This is a genomic window from Mesorhizobium sp. BHscii (assembly GCF_053848065.1).
In genome coordinates, this window is the sequence record NZ_JBSPKW010000008.1 from 1 (window position 1) to 16,932 (window position 16,932).

The 16,932-nt window shown below is 62.9% G+C and carries 16 protein-coding genes; all 16 read right to left on the reverse strand.

The window, feature by feature from the left end:
- Positions 1-164: 164 nt before the first annotated feature.
- The 16 genes from ACWTU7_RS13265 to ACWTU7_RS13340 all read right to left on the reverse strand — a co-directional run bounded on the left by ACWTU7_RS13265 (position 165) and on the right by ACWTU7_RS13340 (position 16,932).
- Complete coding sequence (locus ACWTU7_RS13265; protein ID WP_029352035.1) at positions 165-449, reverse strand: DUF1467 family protein; 285 nt, start codon at positions 447-449, stop codon at positions 165-167.
- Positions 446-850 carry a methylmalonyl-CoA epimerase gene (gene mce / locus ACWTU7_RS13270; protein WP_029352037.1) on the reverse strand — a complete coding sequence of 135 codons (405 nt, stop codon included), beginning with the start codon at positions 848-850 and terminating at the stop codon, positions 446-448. Before mce ends, ACWTU7_RS13265 begins: the two co-directional genes overlap by 4 nt.
- A gap of 94 nt (positions 851-944) precedes the next feature.
- On the reverse strand, positions 945-2,615 hold the full coding sequence (locus ACWTU7_RS13275; RefSeq protein ID WP_455841361.1) for a ribonuclease J: 1,671 nt from the start codon (positions 2,613-2,615) through the stop codon (positions 945-947).
- A 64-nt stretch (positions 2,616-2,679) separates the two neighbouring features.
- Positions 2,680-3,501: a biotin--[acetyl-CoA-carboxylase] ligase gene (locus ACWTU7_RS13280; RefSeq protein WP_455841362.1), complete on the reverse strand. Its 822-nt coding sequence runs from the start codon at positions 3,499-3,501 to the stop codon at positions 2,680-2,682.
- A 4-nt stretch (positions 3,502-3,505) separates the two neighbouring features.
- The gene (nuoN, locus tag ACWTU7_RS13285) at positions 3,506-4,942 is read right to left on the reverse strand and encodes an NADH-quinone oxidoreductase subunit NuoN (RefSeq protein WP_455841363.1); all 1,437 of its coding nucleotides are present in this window, start codon (positions 4,940-4,942) and stop codon (positions 3,506-3,508) included.
- Positions 4,943-4,960: 18 nt separating this feature from the next.
- Entirely contained in the window at positions 4,961-6,466 is a 1,506-nt protein-coding gene (locus ACWTU7_RS13290) for an NADH-quinone oxidoreductase subunit M (protein WP_287335928.1), read from the reverse strand.
- Positions 6,466-8,439 (reverse strand): NADH-quinone oxidoreductase subunit L, encoded by a 1,974-nt coding sequence (gene nuoL / locus ACWTU7_RS13295; RefSeq protein WP_455841364.1) that lies wholly within the window; start codon positions 8,437-8,439, stop codon positions 6,466-6,468. Before nuoL ends, ACWTU7_RS13290 begins: the two co-directional genes overlap by 1 nt.
- An 11-nt stretch (positions 8,440-8,450) precedes the next feature.
- On the reverse strand, positions 8,451-8,759 hold the full coding sequence (gene nuoK / locus ACWTU7_RS13300) for an NADH-quinone oxidoreductase subunit NuoK (RefSeq protein ID WP_029352048.1): 309 nt from the start codon (positions 8,757-8,759) through the stop codon (positions 8,451-8,453).
- Position 8,760: 1 nt separating this feature from the next.
- A complete protein-coding gene (locus ACWTU7_RS13305) occupies positions 8,761-9,381 on the reverse strand; it encodes an NADH-quinone oxidoreductase subunit J (RefSeq protein ID WP_029352049.1) in 621 nt (206 codons plus the stop codon).
- Between the two features lie 236 nt (positions 9,382-9,617).
- The gene (gene nuoI / locus ACWTU7_RS13310; RefSeq protein WP_023798861.1) at positions 9,618-10,109 is read right to left on the reverse strand and encodes an NADH-quinone oxidoreductase subunit NuoI; all 492 of its coding nucleotides are present in this window, start codon (positions 10,107-10,109) and stop codon (positions 9,618-9,620) included.
- Entirely contained in the window at positions 10,109-11,152 is a 1,044-nt protein-coding gene (gene nuoH / locus ACWTU7_RS13315) for an NADH-quinone oxidoreductase subunit NuoH (RefSeq protein WP_023798860.1), read from the reverse strand. Before nuoH ends, nuoI begins: the two co-directional genes overlap by 1 nt.
- Positions 11,153-11,154: 2 nt before the next feature.
- The gene (nuoG, locus tag ACWTU7_RS13320) at positions 11,155-13,236 is read right to left on the reverse strand and encodes an NADH-quinone oxidoreductase subunit NuoG (protein WP_455841365.1); all 2,082 of its coding nucleotides are present in this window, start codon (positions 13,234-13,236) and stop codon (positions 11,155-11,157) included.
- 74 nt (positions 13,237-13,310) lie between these two features.
- On the reverse strand, positions 13,311-14,000 hold the full coding sequence (locus tag ACWTU7_RS13325) for an NADH-ubiquinone dehydrogenase (protein WP_455841366.1): 690 nt from the start codon (positions 13,998-14,000) through the stop codon (positions 13,311-13,313).
- Between the two features lie 147 nt (positions 14,001-14,147).
- The gene (nuoF, locus tag ACWTU7_RS13330; protein ID WP_095518577.1) at positions 14,148-15,452 is read right to left on the reverse strand and encodes an NADH-quinone oxidoreductase subunit NuoF; all 1,305 of its coding nucleotides are present in this window, start codon (positions 15,450-15,452) and stop codon (positions 14,148-14,150) included.
- 10 nt (positions 15,453-15,462) lie between these two features.
- Positions 15,463-16,539 (reverse strand): NADH-quinone oxidoreductase subunit NuoE, encoded by a 1,077-nt coding sequence (gene nuoE / locus ACWTU7_RS13335; RefSeq protein ID WP_455841367.1) that lies wholly within the window; start codon positions 16,537-16,539, stop codon positions 15,463-15,465.
- Positions 16,540-16,560: 21 nt separating this feature from the next.
- Positions 16,561-16,932, reverse strand: coding sequence for a hypothetical protein (locus tag ACWTU7_RS13340; protein ID WP_455841368.1), 372 nt, complete (start codon positions 16,930-16,932; stop codon positions 16,561-16,563).

The following is a 16,932-nucleotide window of genomic DNA, read 5'->3' on the forward strand; positions in this document are numbered from 1 at the left end:
CCGAGTGCTCACACTACTTCAAAAACTCCGGCTATGACCGAAACTAATCTCATCCCGCTCTAGACCACTTTACCAAGCGCCAGCACAGCGGGTTCGGAACCTGCATCGGCTTCCAGCCCGGATTGGTGCTCGCATGCAAGATGTGACCAGCCGCGCCCGGCGGTCTAGTTTTCGGGTCTCTGGCTAAAATCCGGCACGATGTGCGGGATGTCGTCGATGCCGAGGCCGAGCCCCCTCGTAATGCCATAGAAGATGCCAAGAAGAACCATCGTGACGATTGTCGTCCGCAGCACGGCGCGCAGCATATGCGATCCGCGCGGCGCGCTGGGTACAGTGCCCAGCGTCACGTCCTCATCCTCGTCCTGCGTCCTCAGACTGAACGGCAGGATGGCGAACAGCACTACCCACCATGTGATGAAGAACAGGGCGAGAAACGAAACCCAGCTCATGCTTGCTCCAGTTCGACCAGCGTGCCGAAGAAATCCTTGGGATGCAGGAACAGCACCGGCTTGCCATGCGCGCCGATCTTCGGGTCGGCGTCGCCAAGGACGCGTGCGCCGCTGGCCTTGAGATGATCACGCGCGGCAAGAATGTCGTCGACCTCGTAGCAGACATGATGCATGCCGCCCGAGGGGTTCTTCTCGAGGAATGCCGCGATCGGCGAATCCTCGCCGAGCGGCTCCAGCAATTCGATCTTGGTGTTGCCGACATCGACGAACACCACCGTCACGCCATGCTCCGGCAACGCCTGCGGCGGGCTCACCTGAGCGCCGAGCGTATCGCGATAGGCCGCTGTCGCCGCGGCCAGATCCGGCACAGCAAGCGCGACATGGTTCAGGCGTCCGAGCATAGGTTTTCCTCAGGGCAGTAAGGCAATAGGGCAGTATGGGAGTAGGGAAAAACTACTTTCTTCCCCTACTGCCGTACTGCCCTCCCCTATTCCCTTACCTTGTGACGAACACCGTCACCAGCGGCTTCTTGCCCCACGCTTCATTGGCGGCGCCGCGGACGGCGCGGCGCACTGCCTCCTGCACGAGGTCGAGATCTCTTCGGCGCTGACGGGGGATGGAGTCCACGGCGCCGATTGCCGCATCGATCATCAGGTCTTCCAGGCTCTCGCCGCGGGCGTCGGCCTCGGCGACGCCGATGGCGACCAGATCGGGATCGCCGGCGAGCTCATACTTGTCGTCGAGCACGACATTGACCGCGACATGGCCGGCAAAGGACAGTTTGCGCCGGTCGCGAATGCCCATCGCCTGGTCGGTGCCGATCAGCCTGCCGTCCTTGTAGATACGGCCGAACGGCACCTGGTCGATGATCGTCGCCGCACCGGGATAGAGCCGCAGCATGTCGCCGTCGCGGACCTGCGCCACCTGGCCGATGCCCGACACCGACATCAGCGACCCCTGCGCTACAAGATGCGCCGCCTCGCCATGCACCGGCACGCCGATCTGCGGGCGCACCCATTGATACATCTTGCGCAATTCGCTGCGGCGCGGATGGCCGGAGACGTGCACCAGCGCATCGCCGTCCTCGATGATCTTGATGCCGAGATCGATCAGCCGGTTCTTGATCTCGAGGATACCCTTCTCGTTGCCGGGAATAGTGCGCGAGGAAAACACCACCGTGTCGCCTGCTGTCAGCGACACCGATTTCATCTCCTCGCGCGACAGTTTTGCCAATGCCGCAAGCGGCTCGCCCTGGCTGCCGGTGCAGATGATGACGAGGTTTTCGCGCGGGATGAACCCAAAATCCTCCTCGGCGATGAATTCGGGCAGCCCGTCCATATAGCCGAGCTCGCCGGCAACATCGATGACGCGCTTCAGCGAGCGGCCGAGCACCAGGCACTGGCGGCCGGCGTCGCGTGCCGCCTTGGCAATGGAGACGATGCGCCCGACATTGGAGGAAAAAGTGGTGACCGCGACACGGCCCTTGGCGCTCTGGATGACGCCCTTGAGGCCCTCGCCCACCGCCACTTCCGACGGCGACTCCCCTTCCCGCAGCGCATTGGTGGAATCGCAGATCAGCGCCAGCACGCCGTTGTCGCCATAGGCGCGGAAGCGGGCCTCGTCGGTCATCGGCCCGATCGTCGGCGCCGGATCGATCTTCCAGTCGCCGGTGTGGATGACGGTGCCGGCCGGCGAGGTGATCGCCAGCGACATCGGTTCGGGGATCGAATGCGCGACAGGGATGGCCTCGATCTCGAACGGGCCGACACTGAATGTTTCGCCGGCGCGGTAGATCGTCACCGGGATCTTCGGTGCGCCCTGCTCGCCCTGCCGCTTGGCTTCCAGCAATCCGGCCCCGAACGGCGTCATCCAGACCGGCGCCTTGAGCTTCGGCCATGTATCGAGCAGCGCGCCGTAATGGTCCTCATGCGCGTGCGTGATGATGATGCCGCGCAGATTGGCGACGTTCTCCTCGATGAAGCGCGTGTCGGGCAGCACCAGGTCGACGCCAGGCAGGCTGGCATCGGGAAAGGTGACCCCGACATCGACAACGATCCATTCGCGCGCATTGGCCGGGCCGTAGCCATAGAGAGCGAAGTTCATGCCGATCTCGCCGACGCCGCCGAGCGGCACGAAGACGAGTTCGGCGTTTTCCGCTGTCGCCATGATCTTTCCTTTCCTGGCGGTCAAGCCAGGCCCTTCAAAACTGGGGCCCGTCAAACCTGACCCGTCAAACCTGGGCCGACGCGACCGCACCGAAATGCACGTCGCCGGCGGCGATCGTCAGAACCGAACCCTTATCGTCGCGGATCACGAAACGGCAGTCCTCGTCAATGGTCTCGAACGTGCCGCGCACCACATTACCGTCAATTCTGACAGCAACCTGCCCGCCAAGCCCTGCCGCGCGCGCCAGCCAGCGCCGCCTGACGGCGGAAAGCCCACGCCCATCATTCCACAGCCGCGCATTCTCGCTCCAGGCATCCGACAGCGCCAGAAACAACGTCTCGGCATCGCAAGCAGCGCCCAGCGCGCTAAGCGATGTCGCCGGATAAGGCAAATCTTTGGGATAAGCCACAACATTGACGCCGATGCCCACCGCCACCGCGAAGCGATCGCCTTCGAGTATGGCCGTTTCCAGCAGGATGCCGGCAAGCTTGGCGCCGGAGGCGAGCACATCGTTCGGCCATTTCAGCTCGAAACGGTTCTTCCCATCGCTGCCGCCGTCGAGGCCGATTGCGATCCTGCCCTTCGGCACGACGGCGTCGAGCGCATCGGCCAGCGCCAGGCCGGCGACGAAGCCGAGCGTCGCGGCCAAGCGAAGCTCGGCATTGGTGACCACCAGCAGCGTTGCCGCCAGATTGCCCTCGGGCGTCGCCCAGACCCGGCCGCGCCGGCCACGTCCGCTTTCCTGTTTTTTTGAAACGACCCAGAGCTTGCCCGGATCTCCCGCCCGCGCATGGTCCAGCGCCAGCGCATTAGTGGAACCGACGGTGTCATGTGCCTCGAGCCGGAACCCTTCCGAGGCCGCTGTTGGAGCCAGCCGAAATGCCATCCCGTCAGAAAAACGTCTTGGCGGCGGCTTCGGCATAGGTGCCGATCGGCCCGCCGATCAGCACATAGAACAGCACGAAGGCGCCGCAGACGCCGAGCACCACGCGAAGTTCGGTCGCCATCGGCACGAAGCCGCCGACCGGTTCGTCGAACCACATGATCTTGATGATGCGCAGATAATAATAGGCGCCCACCACCGAGGCCAGCACGCCGATGATCGCCAGCGCGTAGAGGTTGGCGTTGATGGCGGCGAGGAACACGTACCACTTCCCCCAGAAGCCGGCGAGCGGCGGGATGCCGGCCAGCGAGAACATCAGGATGGTGAGGATCGTCGCCATGATCGGATTGGTCGACGACAGGCCGGCGAGATCGCTGATCTGTTCGACATTGCCTTCCTTGCGCCGCATGGCGAGGATGAAGGCGAAGGTGCCGAGCGTCATCACCAGATAGATCAGCATGTAGATGGCGACGCCGCGCACGCCGGCTTGGCTGTTGGCGGCGAGACCGACCAGCGCGTAGCCCATATGGCCGATCGAGGAATAGGCCATCAGCCGCTTGATGTTGGTCTGGCCGATGGCCGCGAAGGCGCCGAGCGCCATCGAGGCAATCGAGATGAAGACGATGATCTGCTGCCAGTCGGCGGCGATCGGCTTGAACGCGCCCATTGTGACGCGCACGATCAGCGCCATTGCCGCCATCTTCGGCGCCGCCGCGAGGAAGGCCGTCACCGGCGTCGGCGCGCCCTCATAGACGTCGGGCGTCCACATGTGGAACGGCACCGCCGATATCTTGAAGGCGAGGCCGGCCAGCACGAAGACCAGGCCAAAGACGAGGCCAAGCTGCCGCTCGCCGCCGCCCAACGCCGTGGCGATCTCCTGGAACCCGGTGTTGCCGGTGTAGCCGTAGACGAGGCTGATGCCGTAAAGCATCATGCCTGACGACAGCGCGCCGAGGACGAAATATTTCAACCCCGCCTCGGTCGAGCGCAGATTGTCCCGGTTGATCGCCGCCAGCACATAAATCGCCAGCGACTGCAATTCGAGGCCGAGATAAAGCCCGATCATGCCGTTAGCCGAGATCATCAGCATCATGCCGAGCGTGCACAGCAGGATCAGCACCGGATATTCGAACTTGTCGAAATGCTCCGCCTTGGCGAAGCGCATCGACATGACCAGCGTCACCGCCGACCCGATCAGCGCCAGCACCTTCATGAAGCGGGCGAAGGGATCCTGGACAAAGGCCTCGCCATAGGCATTGCCCTGCCCGGTGGAAAAGATCGTCCAGACGCCGGCAATCACCAGGACGGCGACGGCAAGGCCGCTCACCGTGGTGGTGGTGTTTGCGCGCGAATAGGCGCCGAGCATCAGGAGCGCCAGGGCGCCAATGGCGAGGATCAGCTCTGGTGTCGAGAGCGACAGGCTGGAGAGAAGGTCCGGCGTCATGGTTCGCAAACCTCCCAGTCAGTTCGCCGCCGCGGTCTGCGCGGTGTCGATGGATGCGGTGACATTGGTGACGAGCGCCTTGACCGATTCGGCCGTCGCATCGAAGACCGGCGCCGGGTAGACGCCGAAGAAGATGACCAGCACCACCAGCGGATAGATGATCACCTTCTCGCGCGTCGACAGGTCGAGCAGGCCTTTCAGGCTGTCCTTGGTCAGTGCGCCGAAGATCACCCGGCGATAGAGCCAGAGCGCATAGGCCGCCGACAGGATGACGCCGGTGGCGGCGAAGAACGCCACCCAGGTGTTGACCCGGAACACGCCGAGCATGGTCAGGAACTCGCCGACGAAGCCGCTGGTGCCTGGCAGGCCGACATTGGCCATGGTGAAGATCATGAACACGGTGGCGTATTTCGGCATGTTGTTGACCAGCCCGCCATAGGCGTCGATGTCGCGCGTGTGCATGCGGTCATAGATGACGCCGACACAGAGGAACAGCGCGCCGGAGACGAGGCCGTGCGACAGCATCTGGAAGATTGCCCCCTGGACGCCTTCCTGGTTCATCGCGAAGATGCCCATGGTGACGAAGCCCATATGGGCGACCGACGAATAGGCGATCAGCTTCTTCATGTCCTCCTGCATCAGCGCCACCAGCGAGGTGTAGATGATGGCGACGACGGACAGCGCGAAGACCAGCGGCGCGAACATCTCAGAGGCGATCGGAAACATCGGCAGCGAAAAGCGCAGGAAGCCGTATCCGCCCATCTTCAGCAGGATGGCGGCCAGGATCACCGAGCCGGCCGTCGGCGCCTCGACATGGGCGTCCGGCAGCCAGGTGTGCACCGGCCACATCGGCATCTTCACGGCGAAGGAGGCGAAGAAGGCGAGCCATAGCCAGGTCTGCATGTTGGCCGGGAAGTTGTGCGTCAGGAGCGTCGGGATGTCGGTGGTGCCGGACTGGAAGAACATCGCCATGATAGCGAGCAGCATTAGCACAGAGCCGGCCAGCGTATAGAGGAAGAACTTGAACGAGGCGTAGACGCGCCGCTTGCCGCCCCACACGCCGATGATGATGAACATCGGGATCAGGCCGGCTTCGAAGAAGACATAGAACAAAACGATGTCGAGCGCGCAGAACACACCGATCATGAGCGTCTCCAGCAGCAGGAAGGCGATCATGTAGGCCTTGACGCGTTTCTCGATCGATTCCCACGAAGCCAGGATGCAAAGCGGCATCAGGAAGGTGGTCAGGATGACGAACAGCATGGAGATGCCGTCGACGCCCATATGGTAGGAAATGCCGGAATCCAGCCAGGCAAACTTCTCGACGAACTGGAAGCCAGGCTCCGAATTGTCGAACCCGGTCCAGATGAACAGCGAGATGATGAAGGTGATGCTCGTCGTCCACAACGCGATGGCGCGGATGTTGCGGCGGGCATTCTCGCTGTCGTCATTGATCAGCAGAATGAACAGCACACCAACCAGCGGCAGGAAGGTGACCAGCGAGAGGATCGGCCAGGCGGTCATCAGAGCATCATCCAGGTGACGAGTGCGGCAACGCCGATCAGCATGGCGAAGGCGTAGTGATAGAGGTAGCCGGTCTGCAGCTTGACGACCCGGTTGGTGACATCGACGACGCGCGCCGAAACGCCGTCCGGACCGAGCCCGTCGATGACAGTGCCGTCACCGGTCTTCCACAGAAAGTGGCCGAGGCGTTTTGCCGGCCGCACGAACAGGAGGTCGTAAAGTTCGTCGAAATACCACTTGTTGAGCAGGAAGGCGTAGAGCCCGCGATGCTGCGCCGCCAAATTCTTCGGCATTTCCGGCGCGCGGATGTAGAATTGCCAGGCAATAGCAAAGCCGATCAGCATGGCGACAAACGGCGCCAGCTTCACCCATAATGGCACTTCGTGCATGTCGTGCAGGATGTGGTTTTCCGGGAGCGTAAACAGCGACGCCTTCCAGAACTCGGCATATCCCTCGCCGATGAACGCGCCATGGAAGATCACGCCGGCGAACAGCGCGCCCGCCGCCAGGATGTACAGCGGCACCAGCATGACCGGCGGCGATTCATGGACATGGTGCATGACCTCGTGGCTCGCCCGCGGCTGGCCGTGGAAGGTCATGAAGATCAGCCGCCAGGAATAGAAGCTGGTGAAGCAGGCGGCGACGACCAGCAGCACGAAGGCAAGGCCGGCAACCGGATTGTGCGCGGCAAAGGCGCTTTCGATGATCGCGTCCTTGGAGAAGAAGCCGGCGGTGCCGATGACCGTCACCGGAATGCCGACGCCGGTCAGCGCCAGCGTGCCGATCACCATCATCCAGTAGGTCTTCGGAATGAGCGCCCTGAGGCCGCCCATCCTGCGCATGTCCTGTTCGTCGGAGACAGCGTGGATCACCGAGCCGGAGCCGAGGAACAACAGCGCCTTGAAGAAGGCATGCGTGAACAGATGGAAGATCGCCGCGCCATAGGCGCCGACGCCGAGCGCTACGAACATATAGCCGAGCTGCGAGCAGGTCGAATAGGCGATGACGCGTTTGATGTCGTTCTGGACGAGGCCGACGGTCGCCGCGAAGAAGGCGGTGAAGGCGCCGATGAAGGTGACCACGATCAGCGCCGAATGCGACAGTTCGAACAGCGGCGACAGCCGCGCCAGCATGAACACGCCGGCGGTCACCATTGTGGCGGCATGGATAAGCGCAGAGACCGGCGTCGGGCCTTCCATGGCGTCCGGCAGCCAGGTGTGCAGCGGCACCTGGGCCGACTTGCCCATGGCGCCCATGAACAAAAGCAGGCAGACGACGGTCATCGCGGCCTGCTTGTCGAGCGCATAGCCGAGGAAGGTCAATACTGCAGCGCCGTCGGGGGCGCCTTCGGCCGGAATGAATGTCGCGGCATTAGCGAATATGGTGCCGAGATTGACCGAGCCGAACAGCACGAACACACCGAAGATGCCGAGCGCAAAGCCGAAATCGCCGACGCGGTTGACGACGAAGGCCTTGATCGCGGCGGCATTGGCCGACGGCTTTTTGTACCAGAAGCCGATCAGCAGGTAGGAGGCGAGACCGACGCCTTCCCAGCCGAAGAACATCTGCACGAGGTTGTCGGCGGTCACCAGCATCAGCATGGCGAAGGTGAACAGCGACAGATAGGCGAAGAAACGAGGCCGGTTCGGGTCGTGATGCATGTAGCCGATCGAGTAGATGTGGACCAGCGCCGACACCGTGTTGACCACGACCAGCATCACCACCGTCAGCGTATCGATGCGCAGCGCCCATGCGGCCTCTAACCCGCCCGACTGGATCCAGCGCAGCACCGGCACGGTGAACACCTCGCCCTCGCCGAAACCGACGGCGAAGAAGGCGACCCACGACAGCACGGCTGATATCACCAGGAAGCCGGAGGTGATGTATTCGGACGCCTTGGCGCCGAGCGACGTGCCGAACAGGCCGACGATCAGGAAGCCGAGCAGAGGAAGGAAGACGATGGCCTGATACATGGTGGTTTCCGTCAACCCTTCATCATGTTCACGTCTTCGACCGCGATCGAACCGCGGTTGCGGAAGAAGACGACGAGAATGGCGAGGCCGATCGCCGCTTCAGCCGCTGCGACCGTCAGCACGAACAGCGCAAACACCTGTCCGACGAGATCGCCGAGTGCTGCCGAGAAGGCGACGAAATTGATGTTGACCGCGAGCAGGATCAGCTCGATCGACATCAGGATGACGATGATGTTCCTGCGGTTGAGAAAAATGCCGAACACGCCGAGCGTGAACAGGATCGCCGATACGGTCAGATAGTGCGCGATGCCGACGATCATCTCAGATCCCCTCGCCCGTCTTGACCTTGCGGATTTCCATTCCCGTTGCCGGCGTGCGGCCAACCTGGGCTGAGATCGACTGCCGCTTGATCCCCGGCTTGTGGCGTAGCGTCAGCACGATAGCGCCGATCATGGCGACCAGCAGCACAAGGCCTGCAATCTGGAAATAGTAGAGGTAGTCCGTGTAGAGGATGTCGCCGAGCGCTGCCGTGTTCGAGCGCGCGGCAAGGTCCGGAATGGGCTTCGAAACCGTCGCGGCCAGTTGCGGCGCGAACGTATAGCCGCCGAGCACCACGATCAGCTCAGCCGCCAGGATCAGCCCGACCAGCGCGCCGATCGGCGCATATTGCAGGGCGCCTTCCTTCATTTCGGCGAAATCGACGTCGAGCATCATGACGACGAACAGGAACAGCACCATGACCGCGCCGACATAGACGACGAGCAGGATCATCGCCAGGAACTCGGCGCCGGTCAGCATGAACAGGCCCGCAGCGTTGAAGAAGGTCAGGATCAGGAACAGCACCGAATGCACGGGATTGCGCGCCGAAATGACCATGAACGCCGACGCCACCGCGACAAAGGCGAAGAGGTAGAAAAAGGCCGCCTCTAGTCCATTTAGCATGGGTTCCCCCGGGGTTCCTGTCGGACCGGCTTTCGCCCTGTCCGTTGTGTGCTTCGTTCCGCCTCCGGTGCCGAAGCCGCGTGTTCCTAGCGCATGTTCCGATCGGGTTGAAAGACCCGATCGAAAGAAACATGCGCCACTCTCTTACTTCGGAGGATGATCTTTGTCCGAAAAGTCTGCAACTTTTCGGGATCATCCTCTGAACGAGGCCTCTCGCCCCGTCCATGCGTCAAAGGTCAGCGATACGGCGCATCCAGCGAGATGTTGCGCGCCAGTTCGCGCTCCCAGCGGTCGCCATTGGCCAGCAGCTTGTCCTTGTCGTAATAAAGTTCCTCGCGCGTCTCGGTGGCGAATTCGAAATTCGGCCCCTCGACGATGGCGTCGACCGGGCAGGCCTCCTGGCAGAAGCCGCAATAGATGCACTTCACCATATCGATATCGTAACGCACCGTGCGGCGCGTGCCGTCGTTGCGGCGCGGGCCGGCCTCGATGGTGATGGCCTGCGCCGGGCAGATCGCCTCGCACAATTTGCAGGCGATGCAGCGTTCCTCGCCGTTCGGATAGCGGCGCAGCGCATGCTCGCCGCGGAAGCGCGGGCTGGTCGGCCCCTTCTCGTGCGGATAGTTGATCGTCTCCTTCGGCGCGAAGAACTGGCGCATCGACAGGAAGAAGGCGCTGACGAAGTCCTGCAAGAGCAGAGACTTGGCGGCTTGGGCTAGAGCGGACATCACGCAAACCCCGTGATCTTGAGGAACGCGGCGACAATCACCACCATCGCCAGCGAAATCGGCAGGAAGACCTTCCAGCCGAGCCGCATCAGCTGGTCGTAGCGGTAGCGCGGCACGAAGGCCTTCACCATGGAGATCATGAAGAACACCAGGCAGACCTTGAGCACGAACCAGATCAGACCCGGCACCCAGGTGAAAGGAGCGAAGTCGAAGGGCGGCAGCCAGCCGCCGAGGAACAGGATGGTGGCCAGCGCGCACATCAGCACGATGGCGACATACTCGCCGAGGAAGAACAGCAGGAACGGCGTCGACGAATATTCGACCATATGGCCGGCGACGAGTTCCGATTCGGCTTCGACAAGGTCAAAAGGCGGGCGGTTCGTTTCGGCCAGCGCCGAGATGAAGAAGATGACGAACATCGGGAACAGCGACAGCCAATGCCAGTCGAGGAAGGTGTTGGGCAGGCCAACCCGCGTGCCCAGCCCATCCTGCTGCGACAGCACGATGTCGGACAGGTTGAGAGAGCCGACGCAAAGCAGCACGGTGACAATGACGAAGCCGATCGAGACCTCGTAGGACACCATCTGCGCCGCCGAGCGCAGCGCGCCGAGGAACGGATATTTCGAGTTGGACGCCCAGCCGCCCATGATCACGCCATAGACCTCGAGCGAGGAGATGGCGAAGACATAGAGGATGCCGACATTGACGTTGGCGATCGCCCAGCCCTCGTTGACCGGGATCACCGCCCAGGCCGAGATCGCCAGCACTGCCGAAACCAAAGGCGCCAGCAGAAAAACGCCCTTGTTGGCGCCGGACGGAATCACCGGCTCCTTGAACACGAACTTCAGAAGGTCGGCGAAAGCCTGCAGCGTGCCCCATGGACCGACGACGTTCGGGCCGCGGCGCAGCTGCACCGCCGCCCAGATCTTGCGGTCCGCGTACAGGATGTAGGCGACGAAGATCAACAGCACGACGATCAGCACGACCGACTTCAACAGGATGAGCAGCGCCGGCAGCACGTAGAAGGAGAAGAAGGTGTCCATGCTTATTCCGCCGCCTGCCTGAAGCCGTTTTTCGCCAGCGCCGAGCATTCCGCCATCACGGCGGAAGCCCGCGCGATCGGGTTAGTCAGGTAGAAATCCTTGACCGGCGAGGTGAAGGCGCCCTTGTTCAGCCGCCCGCCGAGCTTCGCCACTTTGGCGACATCGTCAACGTTGCCGGCCGCCACCTGGTCGATGCGGGCAAGATGCGGGTATTCCGAATAGAGTTTCGCGCGAAGCTGCGGCAGCGAATCGAACGGCAGCTTCTTGCCCAGCACATCCGACAGCGCTCGCAAGATCGCCCAGTCCTCGCGCGCATCGCCCGGCGCGAAGCCGGCACGGTTGGTCTGCTGCACGCGGCCCTCGGTGTTGACGTAGGTGCCCGATTTTTCGGTATAGGCGGCGCCCGGCAGGATAACGTTGGCGCGGTGCGCGCCCTGATCGCCATGCGTGCCGATATAAACGACGAAGGCGCCGCCGGTCTTGGCCATGTCGATCTCGTCGGCGCCGAGCAGGAACAGCACGTCCATATCGCCCAGCATTCCGGCGACGTTTTTGCCGCCCTCACCCGGCACGAAGCCGACATCGAGCCCGCCGACACGCGCCGCCGCAGTGTGCATCACGGCAAACCCGTTCCAGTCGGCTCTCGCGGCATTGACGGCGGTGGCGAGCTTCGCCGCCTGGCCGAGCACGGCCGCGCCATCCGAGCGTGCCAGCGCACCCTGGCCGACGATAACAAGCGGATGCGTCGCTTTCTTCAGCACCTGGAAGAACTTGCCGTTGCCGTCGGCCAGATCCTTCAGCGATTCCGTTCCGGCGCCGAGCTGCTCATAGTCGTAGCGCGTGTCGCCGACATCGCCGATAACGCCGACCGGCAGGTTGCCGACCCGCCAGCGCTTGCGGATGCGGGCGTTGAGCAAGGACGCCTCGAAGCGCGGATTGGCGCCGATGATCAGCACCGCGTCGGCCTGCTCGATGCCCTCGATGGTCGGGTTGAAGATATAGCTTGCCCGGCCGAGCGACGGATCGAGCGCGGCACCGTCTTGGCGGCAGTCGGTGTTCTTCGAGCCGAGCGAGGCCATCAGCAGCTTAAGCGCATAGATCTCCTCGACGGCGGCGAGATCACCTGCAATGGCGCCGATCTTGTCGGGTGCAGTGCTCGACACCGCTTCCTTGATCGCGGAGAAAGCCTCGGCCCAGCTTGCCGGGGCCAGCTTGCCGTTCTTGCGGACGTATGGCCGGTCGAGGCGCTGGGTGCGCAGGCCGTCCCAGATGAAGCGGGTCTTGTCGGAAATCCACTCCTCGTTCACCGCCTCGTTGGTGCGCGGCAGGATGCGCATCACTTCGCGGCCTCTGGAATCGACGCGGATCGCCGAGCCGACAGCATCCATCACGTCGATGGATTCGGTCTTGGTCAGCTCCCACGGCCGTGCCTGGAAGGCGTAGGGTTTGGAGGTCAGCGCGCCGACCGGGCAAAGGTCGATGACGTTGCCCTGCAGTTCCGAGGTCATCGCGCTTTCGAGATAGGTGGTGATCTCGGCGTCCTCGCCGCGGCCGATCAGGCCGAGCTCGGAAATACCGGCAATTTCGGTGGTGAAGCGAACGCAGCGCGTGCAATGGATGCAGCGGTTCATGATCGTTTTGACCAGCGGCCCGATATACTTGTCTTCGACCGCCCGCTTGTTCTCGTGATAGCGCGAGGAATCGACGCCGAACGCCATCGCCTGGTCCTGCAGGTCGCACTCGCCGCCCTGGTCGCAGATCGGGCAATCCAGCGGATGGTTGATCAGCAGGAATTCCATCACGCCTTCCCTGGCCTTCTTGACCATCGGCGTGTTGGTAAAAATTTCCGGCGTTTCGCCATTCGGTCCGGGGCGCAGGTCGCGCACGCCCATGGCGCAGGACGCCTGCGGCTTGGGCGGACCGCCCTTCACCTCGATCAGGCACATGCGGCAGTTGCCGGCGATCGACAGCCGCTCATGGAAGCAGAAGCGCGGCACTTCCGCGCCGGCGTCCTCGGCTGCCTGCAGCAGCGTGTAGTGGTCGGGTACAGTAATCTCTTTCCCGTCGACCTTGAGCTTTGCCATGTCGTCTCAAACCCCTGCGGACATTCCGCAATCTTTCTTTCCGGGGCGCAACCAAACCGCGCCCGGCATTGAATTCAATGTTTGGCCGCGGCCAGCACCGCCGCCTGGCCAAGCCAGTCGTCGCGCTCGATGCGGCCCTTGAACGACAGATAATCGTCGACCCAGGCGATCTCTTCCGGCGTCCATGCCGCAATCTGGCCGTAGGTCCAGATCCCCAAGCCGTTCAGCACCTCTTCCAGCTTCGGCCCGATCCCCGATATCGCCTTGAGGTCGGCCGGATTTGCCGGACGATCCATGGCCTTGGGCTGCTTGAAGTCCTCGGGCATCAACCCGGTCGGAGCGGCAGCCGCATCCACCACGCTCCGTGTATTATCCAAGCCGCTCGCCGCTATGTCATTCACGTTCCTGGCGAAGGACTGCGCATCGGCGATCAGGGTTTTCGTCGCCGCGCGCGCCTTGGTCGAGGAGCTTGTCCCTGTCCCGGAAAAGCGTTCGACCCTGGCATCGAAATCGTCGACGATCGGCTGGAAAAGCCGCTGCGAGGCCTCGGCGGCGCCCGAGAGCACGCCCATCCACACCCCAAAGGCATGATTGGCAAGCCCGAAGCCGAGCGCCGACAGCGCCGCCGCACCCGCAACAGGGTGCGCCAGGAGATTGACGGCGCTGGCCATCTCCTTCGGCATAATCCTGGTCAGGTCCTGGTTCATCTTCTCGAACGGGTCCAAATCTGGCGTCAAATGATCGGGTCTCGAATTCAGCGACATAGGTGGTCTCCTGGTCGTTTCTTCCGTATGCCCCGGCCTGTTTCCTCAAATCGGGCACTTGCCCGTATTTCAAATCGGGCGTTTGCCCGTATTTCAAATCGGGCGTTTGCCCGTATTTCATTTGGGCGTTCGCCCGTATTTTCTTGTTTATTCCGCCGCAACCATCACCGGCTCTGCGCGGTGCGCGTTGCGCGAAAACTCGTCGATGCGCCGCTCCACCTCGCCGCGGAAATGCCGCATCAGGCCTTGGATCGGCCACGCCGCCGCGTCGCCCAGCGCGCAGATCGTGTGGCCTTCGACCTGTTTGGTCACGTCGAGCAGCATATCGATCTCACGCTTCTGCGCCTCGCCGCGCACCAGCCGCTCCATCACCCGCCACATCCAGCCGGTGCCTTCGCGGCAAGGCGTGCATTGGCCGCAGCTCTCGTGCTTGTAGAAGTAGGAAAGCCGCGCGATCGCCTTCACGATATCGGTCGACTTGTCCATGACGATGACAGCCGCCGTGCCGAGGCCCGATTTCAGGTCGCGCAGCGCATCGAAATCCATCGGCGCGTCGATGATCTGCTCCGCCGGCACCAGCGGCACCGAAGCGCCGCCCGGAATGACCGCCAGCAGATTGTCCCAGCCGCCGCGAATACCGCCGCAATGCGTCTCGATCAGCTCGCGGAACGGGATCGACATCGCCTCTTCGACGGTGCACGGATTGTTGACGTGGCCGGAGATGCAGAACAGCTTGGTGCCGACATTGTTGGGCCGGCCGAAGGACGAGAACCAAGCAGCGCCGCGGCGCAAAATGGTCGGCGCAACCGCGATCGACTCGACATTGTTGACCGTCGTCGGGCAGCCATAGAGGCCGACATTGGCTGGAAATGGCGGCTTCAGCCGCGGCTGGCCCTTCTTGCCTTCGAGGCTTTCGAGCAGCGCCGTTTCCTCGCCACAGATATAGGCGCCGGCGCCATGGTGCATGTAGATGTCGAAGTCGTAGCCGGACGTGTTATTCTTGCCGATCAGCTTGGCCTCATAGGCCTCGTCGATGGCGCGCTGCAGCGCCTCGCGCTCGCGGATGAACTCGCCGCGCACATAGATGTAGGCGGCGACCGCGCCCATGGCGAAGCCGGCGATCAGGCAGCCCTCGACCAGCGTGTGCGGGTCGTGGCGCAATATGTCACGGTCCTTGCACGTGCCGGGTTCGGATTCGTCGGCATTGACGACGAGATAGCTCGGCCTCCCGTCGCTCTGCTTGGGCATGAACGACCATTTCAGCCCGGTCGGGAAGCCGGCGCCGCCGCGGCCGCGCAAGCCGGATGCCTTCATCTCGTTGACGATCCAGTCGCGCCCCTTGGCGATGATGCCAGGCGTGTTGTCCCAGGCGCCGCGCGCCATCGCGCCGGCCAGCGACTTGTCGAAGCGGCCGTAGATGTTGTTGAAGATGCGGTCTCTGTCCTGAAGCATTGTTCGTTCCTCAGACCGGTTTCTTGCCGGTGGGCCGATTCTTGTCCATGAGCGACGGCTTGGCCGGCTTGGCGGCTACCTTCTTGCCGCCAGCGCCCAACGGCGCATTCTTCAATTCCGGCGCCTTGAAAGCTGCCGCTGGCTCAGCCTTGGTCTTGGGACCGCTGCGCTGTTTCGAAACCTTTTCGACCTCCGGCGCGGCCTTGTTGGCGTTGGCCGCCGAATGCCGCGGTGCGGCGACGCTCGCCGCCTTTTCCGTCTCTGGTGCGACCTTCGTCGGGGAAGGCGACCTCAGCGCCGGGCTGGTTTCGGGCGCATCGGTCTTCGGCTTGCTGGCTTTCGATGGCGCGACAGGGGGAGCCGGTACCTGTGCGGCCGGAGCCGCCGGCGTTGCGACAATTGCCGCTGGCGCGGCCTCCCTGGCAGCCTTGGCGGCTGCCTTGGCTTCCCTGTCGCGGGTCGTCTTCAGGATCGCCTTTTCGCTCTTCAGCGTCGTCAGGCCGGTGATCGGCTCGGAGGTGATGCGGCCGTTCTGCGGACCCGGCGTCACCGAGGCGCCCTTGCCGGCGTCGTAGAGATCGATGATCTCGGCAAGCCGCTCCGGCGTCAGGTCCTCGAACGTGTCCTTGAAAATCATCACCATCGGCGCGTTGACGCAGGCGCCAAGGCATTCGACCTCCTCCCACGACAGCGTACCCTTGTCGTTGGTGTGGAACTGGTCGTGATGGATCTTCGACCGGCACACGTCCATCAGCGCTTCCGAGCCGCGCAGCATGCAGGGCGTGGTGCCGCAGACCTGGATATGCGCGCGGGTGCCGACCGGATTGAGCTGGTACTGCGTGTAGAAGGTCGCGACTTCCAGCCCACGGATGTAAGGCATGCCGAGCATATCGGAGATCGTCTCGATCGCCGCCTTGGTCACCCAGCCTTCCTGCTCCTGCGCCAGCATCAGCAAGGGAATGATCGCGGATTGCTCGCGGCCCTTCGGATATTTCTTGATCCATTGCTGGGCCGCTGCCGCATTCGCCCGGTTGAAGGCGAAGGAGGCTGGCTGGAGGCTGGCTTCTGCGAGACGGCGGACTGACATGATTTTCGCTTTGTTTGCTTCTTACTGAACCGAGCCAGAGACGCGATAGCAGTTCTCAGATTGCCCTAACACGCACACAAACTCTTCTTTCCCGCGCTTCAGGCGGATGTATTCGTCATAACGATCGTCAACCCAAGAGACACAGTAAGGCCGTGGCCGGCTGGGCACCTGGGCAAGGAACGAGTCCAACTGGCACTGCGGGAAGGAATGAAGAACAATCCCCTCATCCATCGGTGCATGTCTCTCGAACGTGCGCCCCATCAATAAGTCACCTTCCGCAACCAGCTCAAACCCAATCTTGAGCAGATCTCTCGACAATAGCCGACCATCGGGGCCCCAAGCAGGGACTTGGGCCGCCATCGTCAGGACCGCTGCGGTGACAAGCGCGTTCAT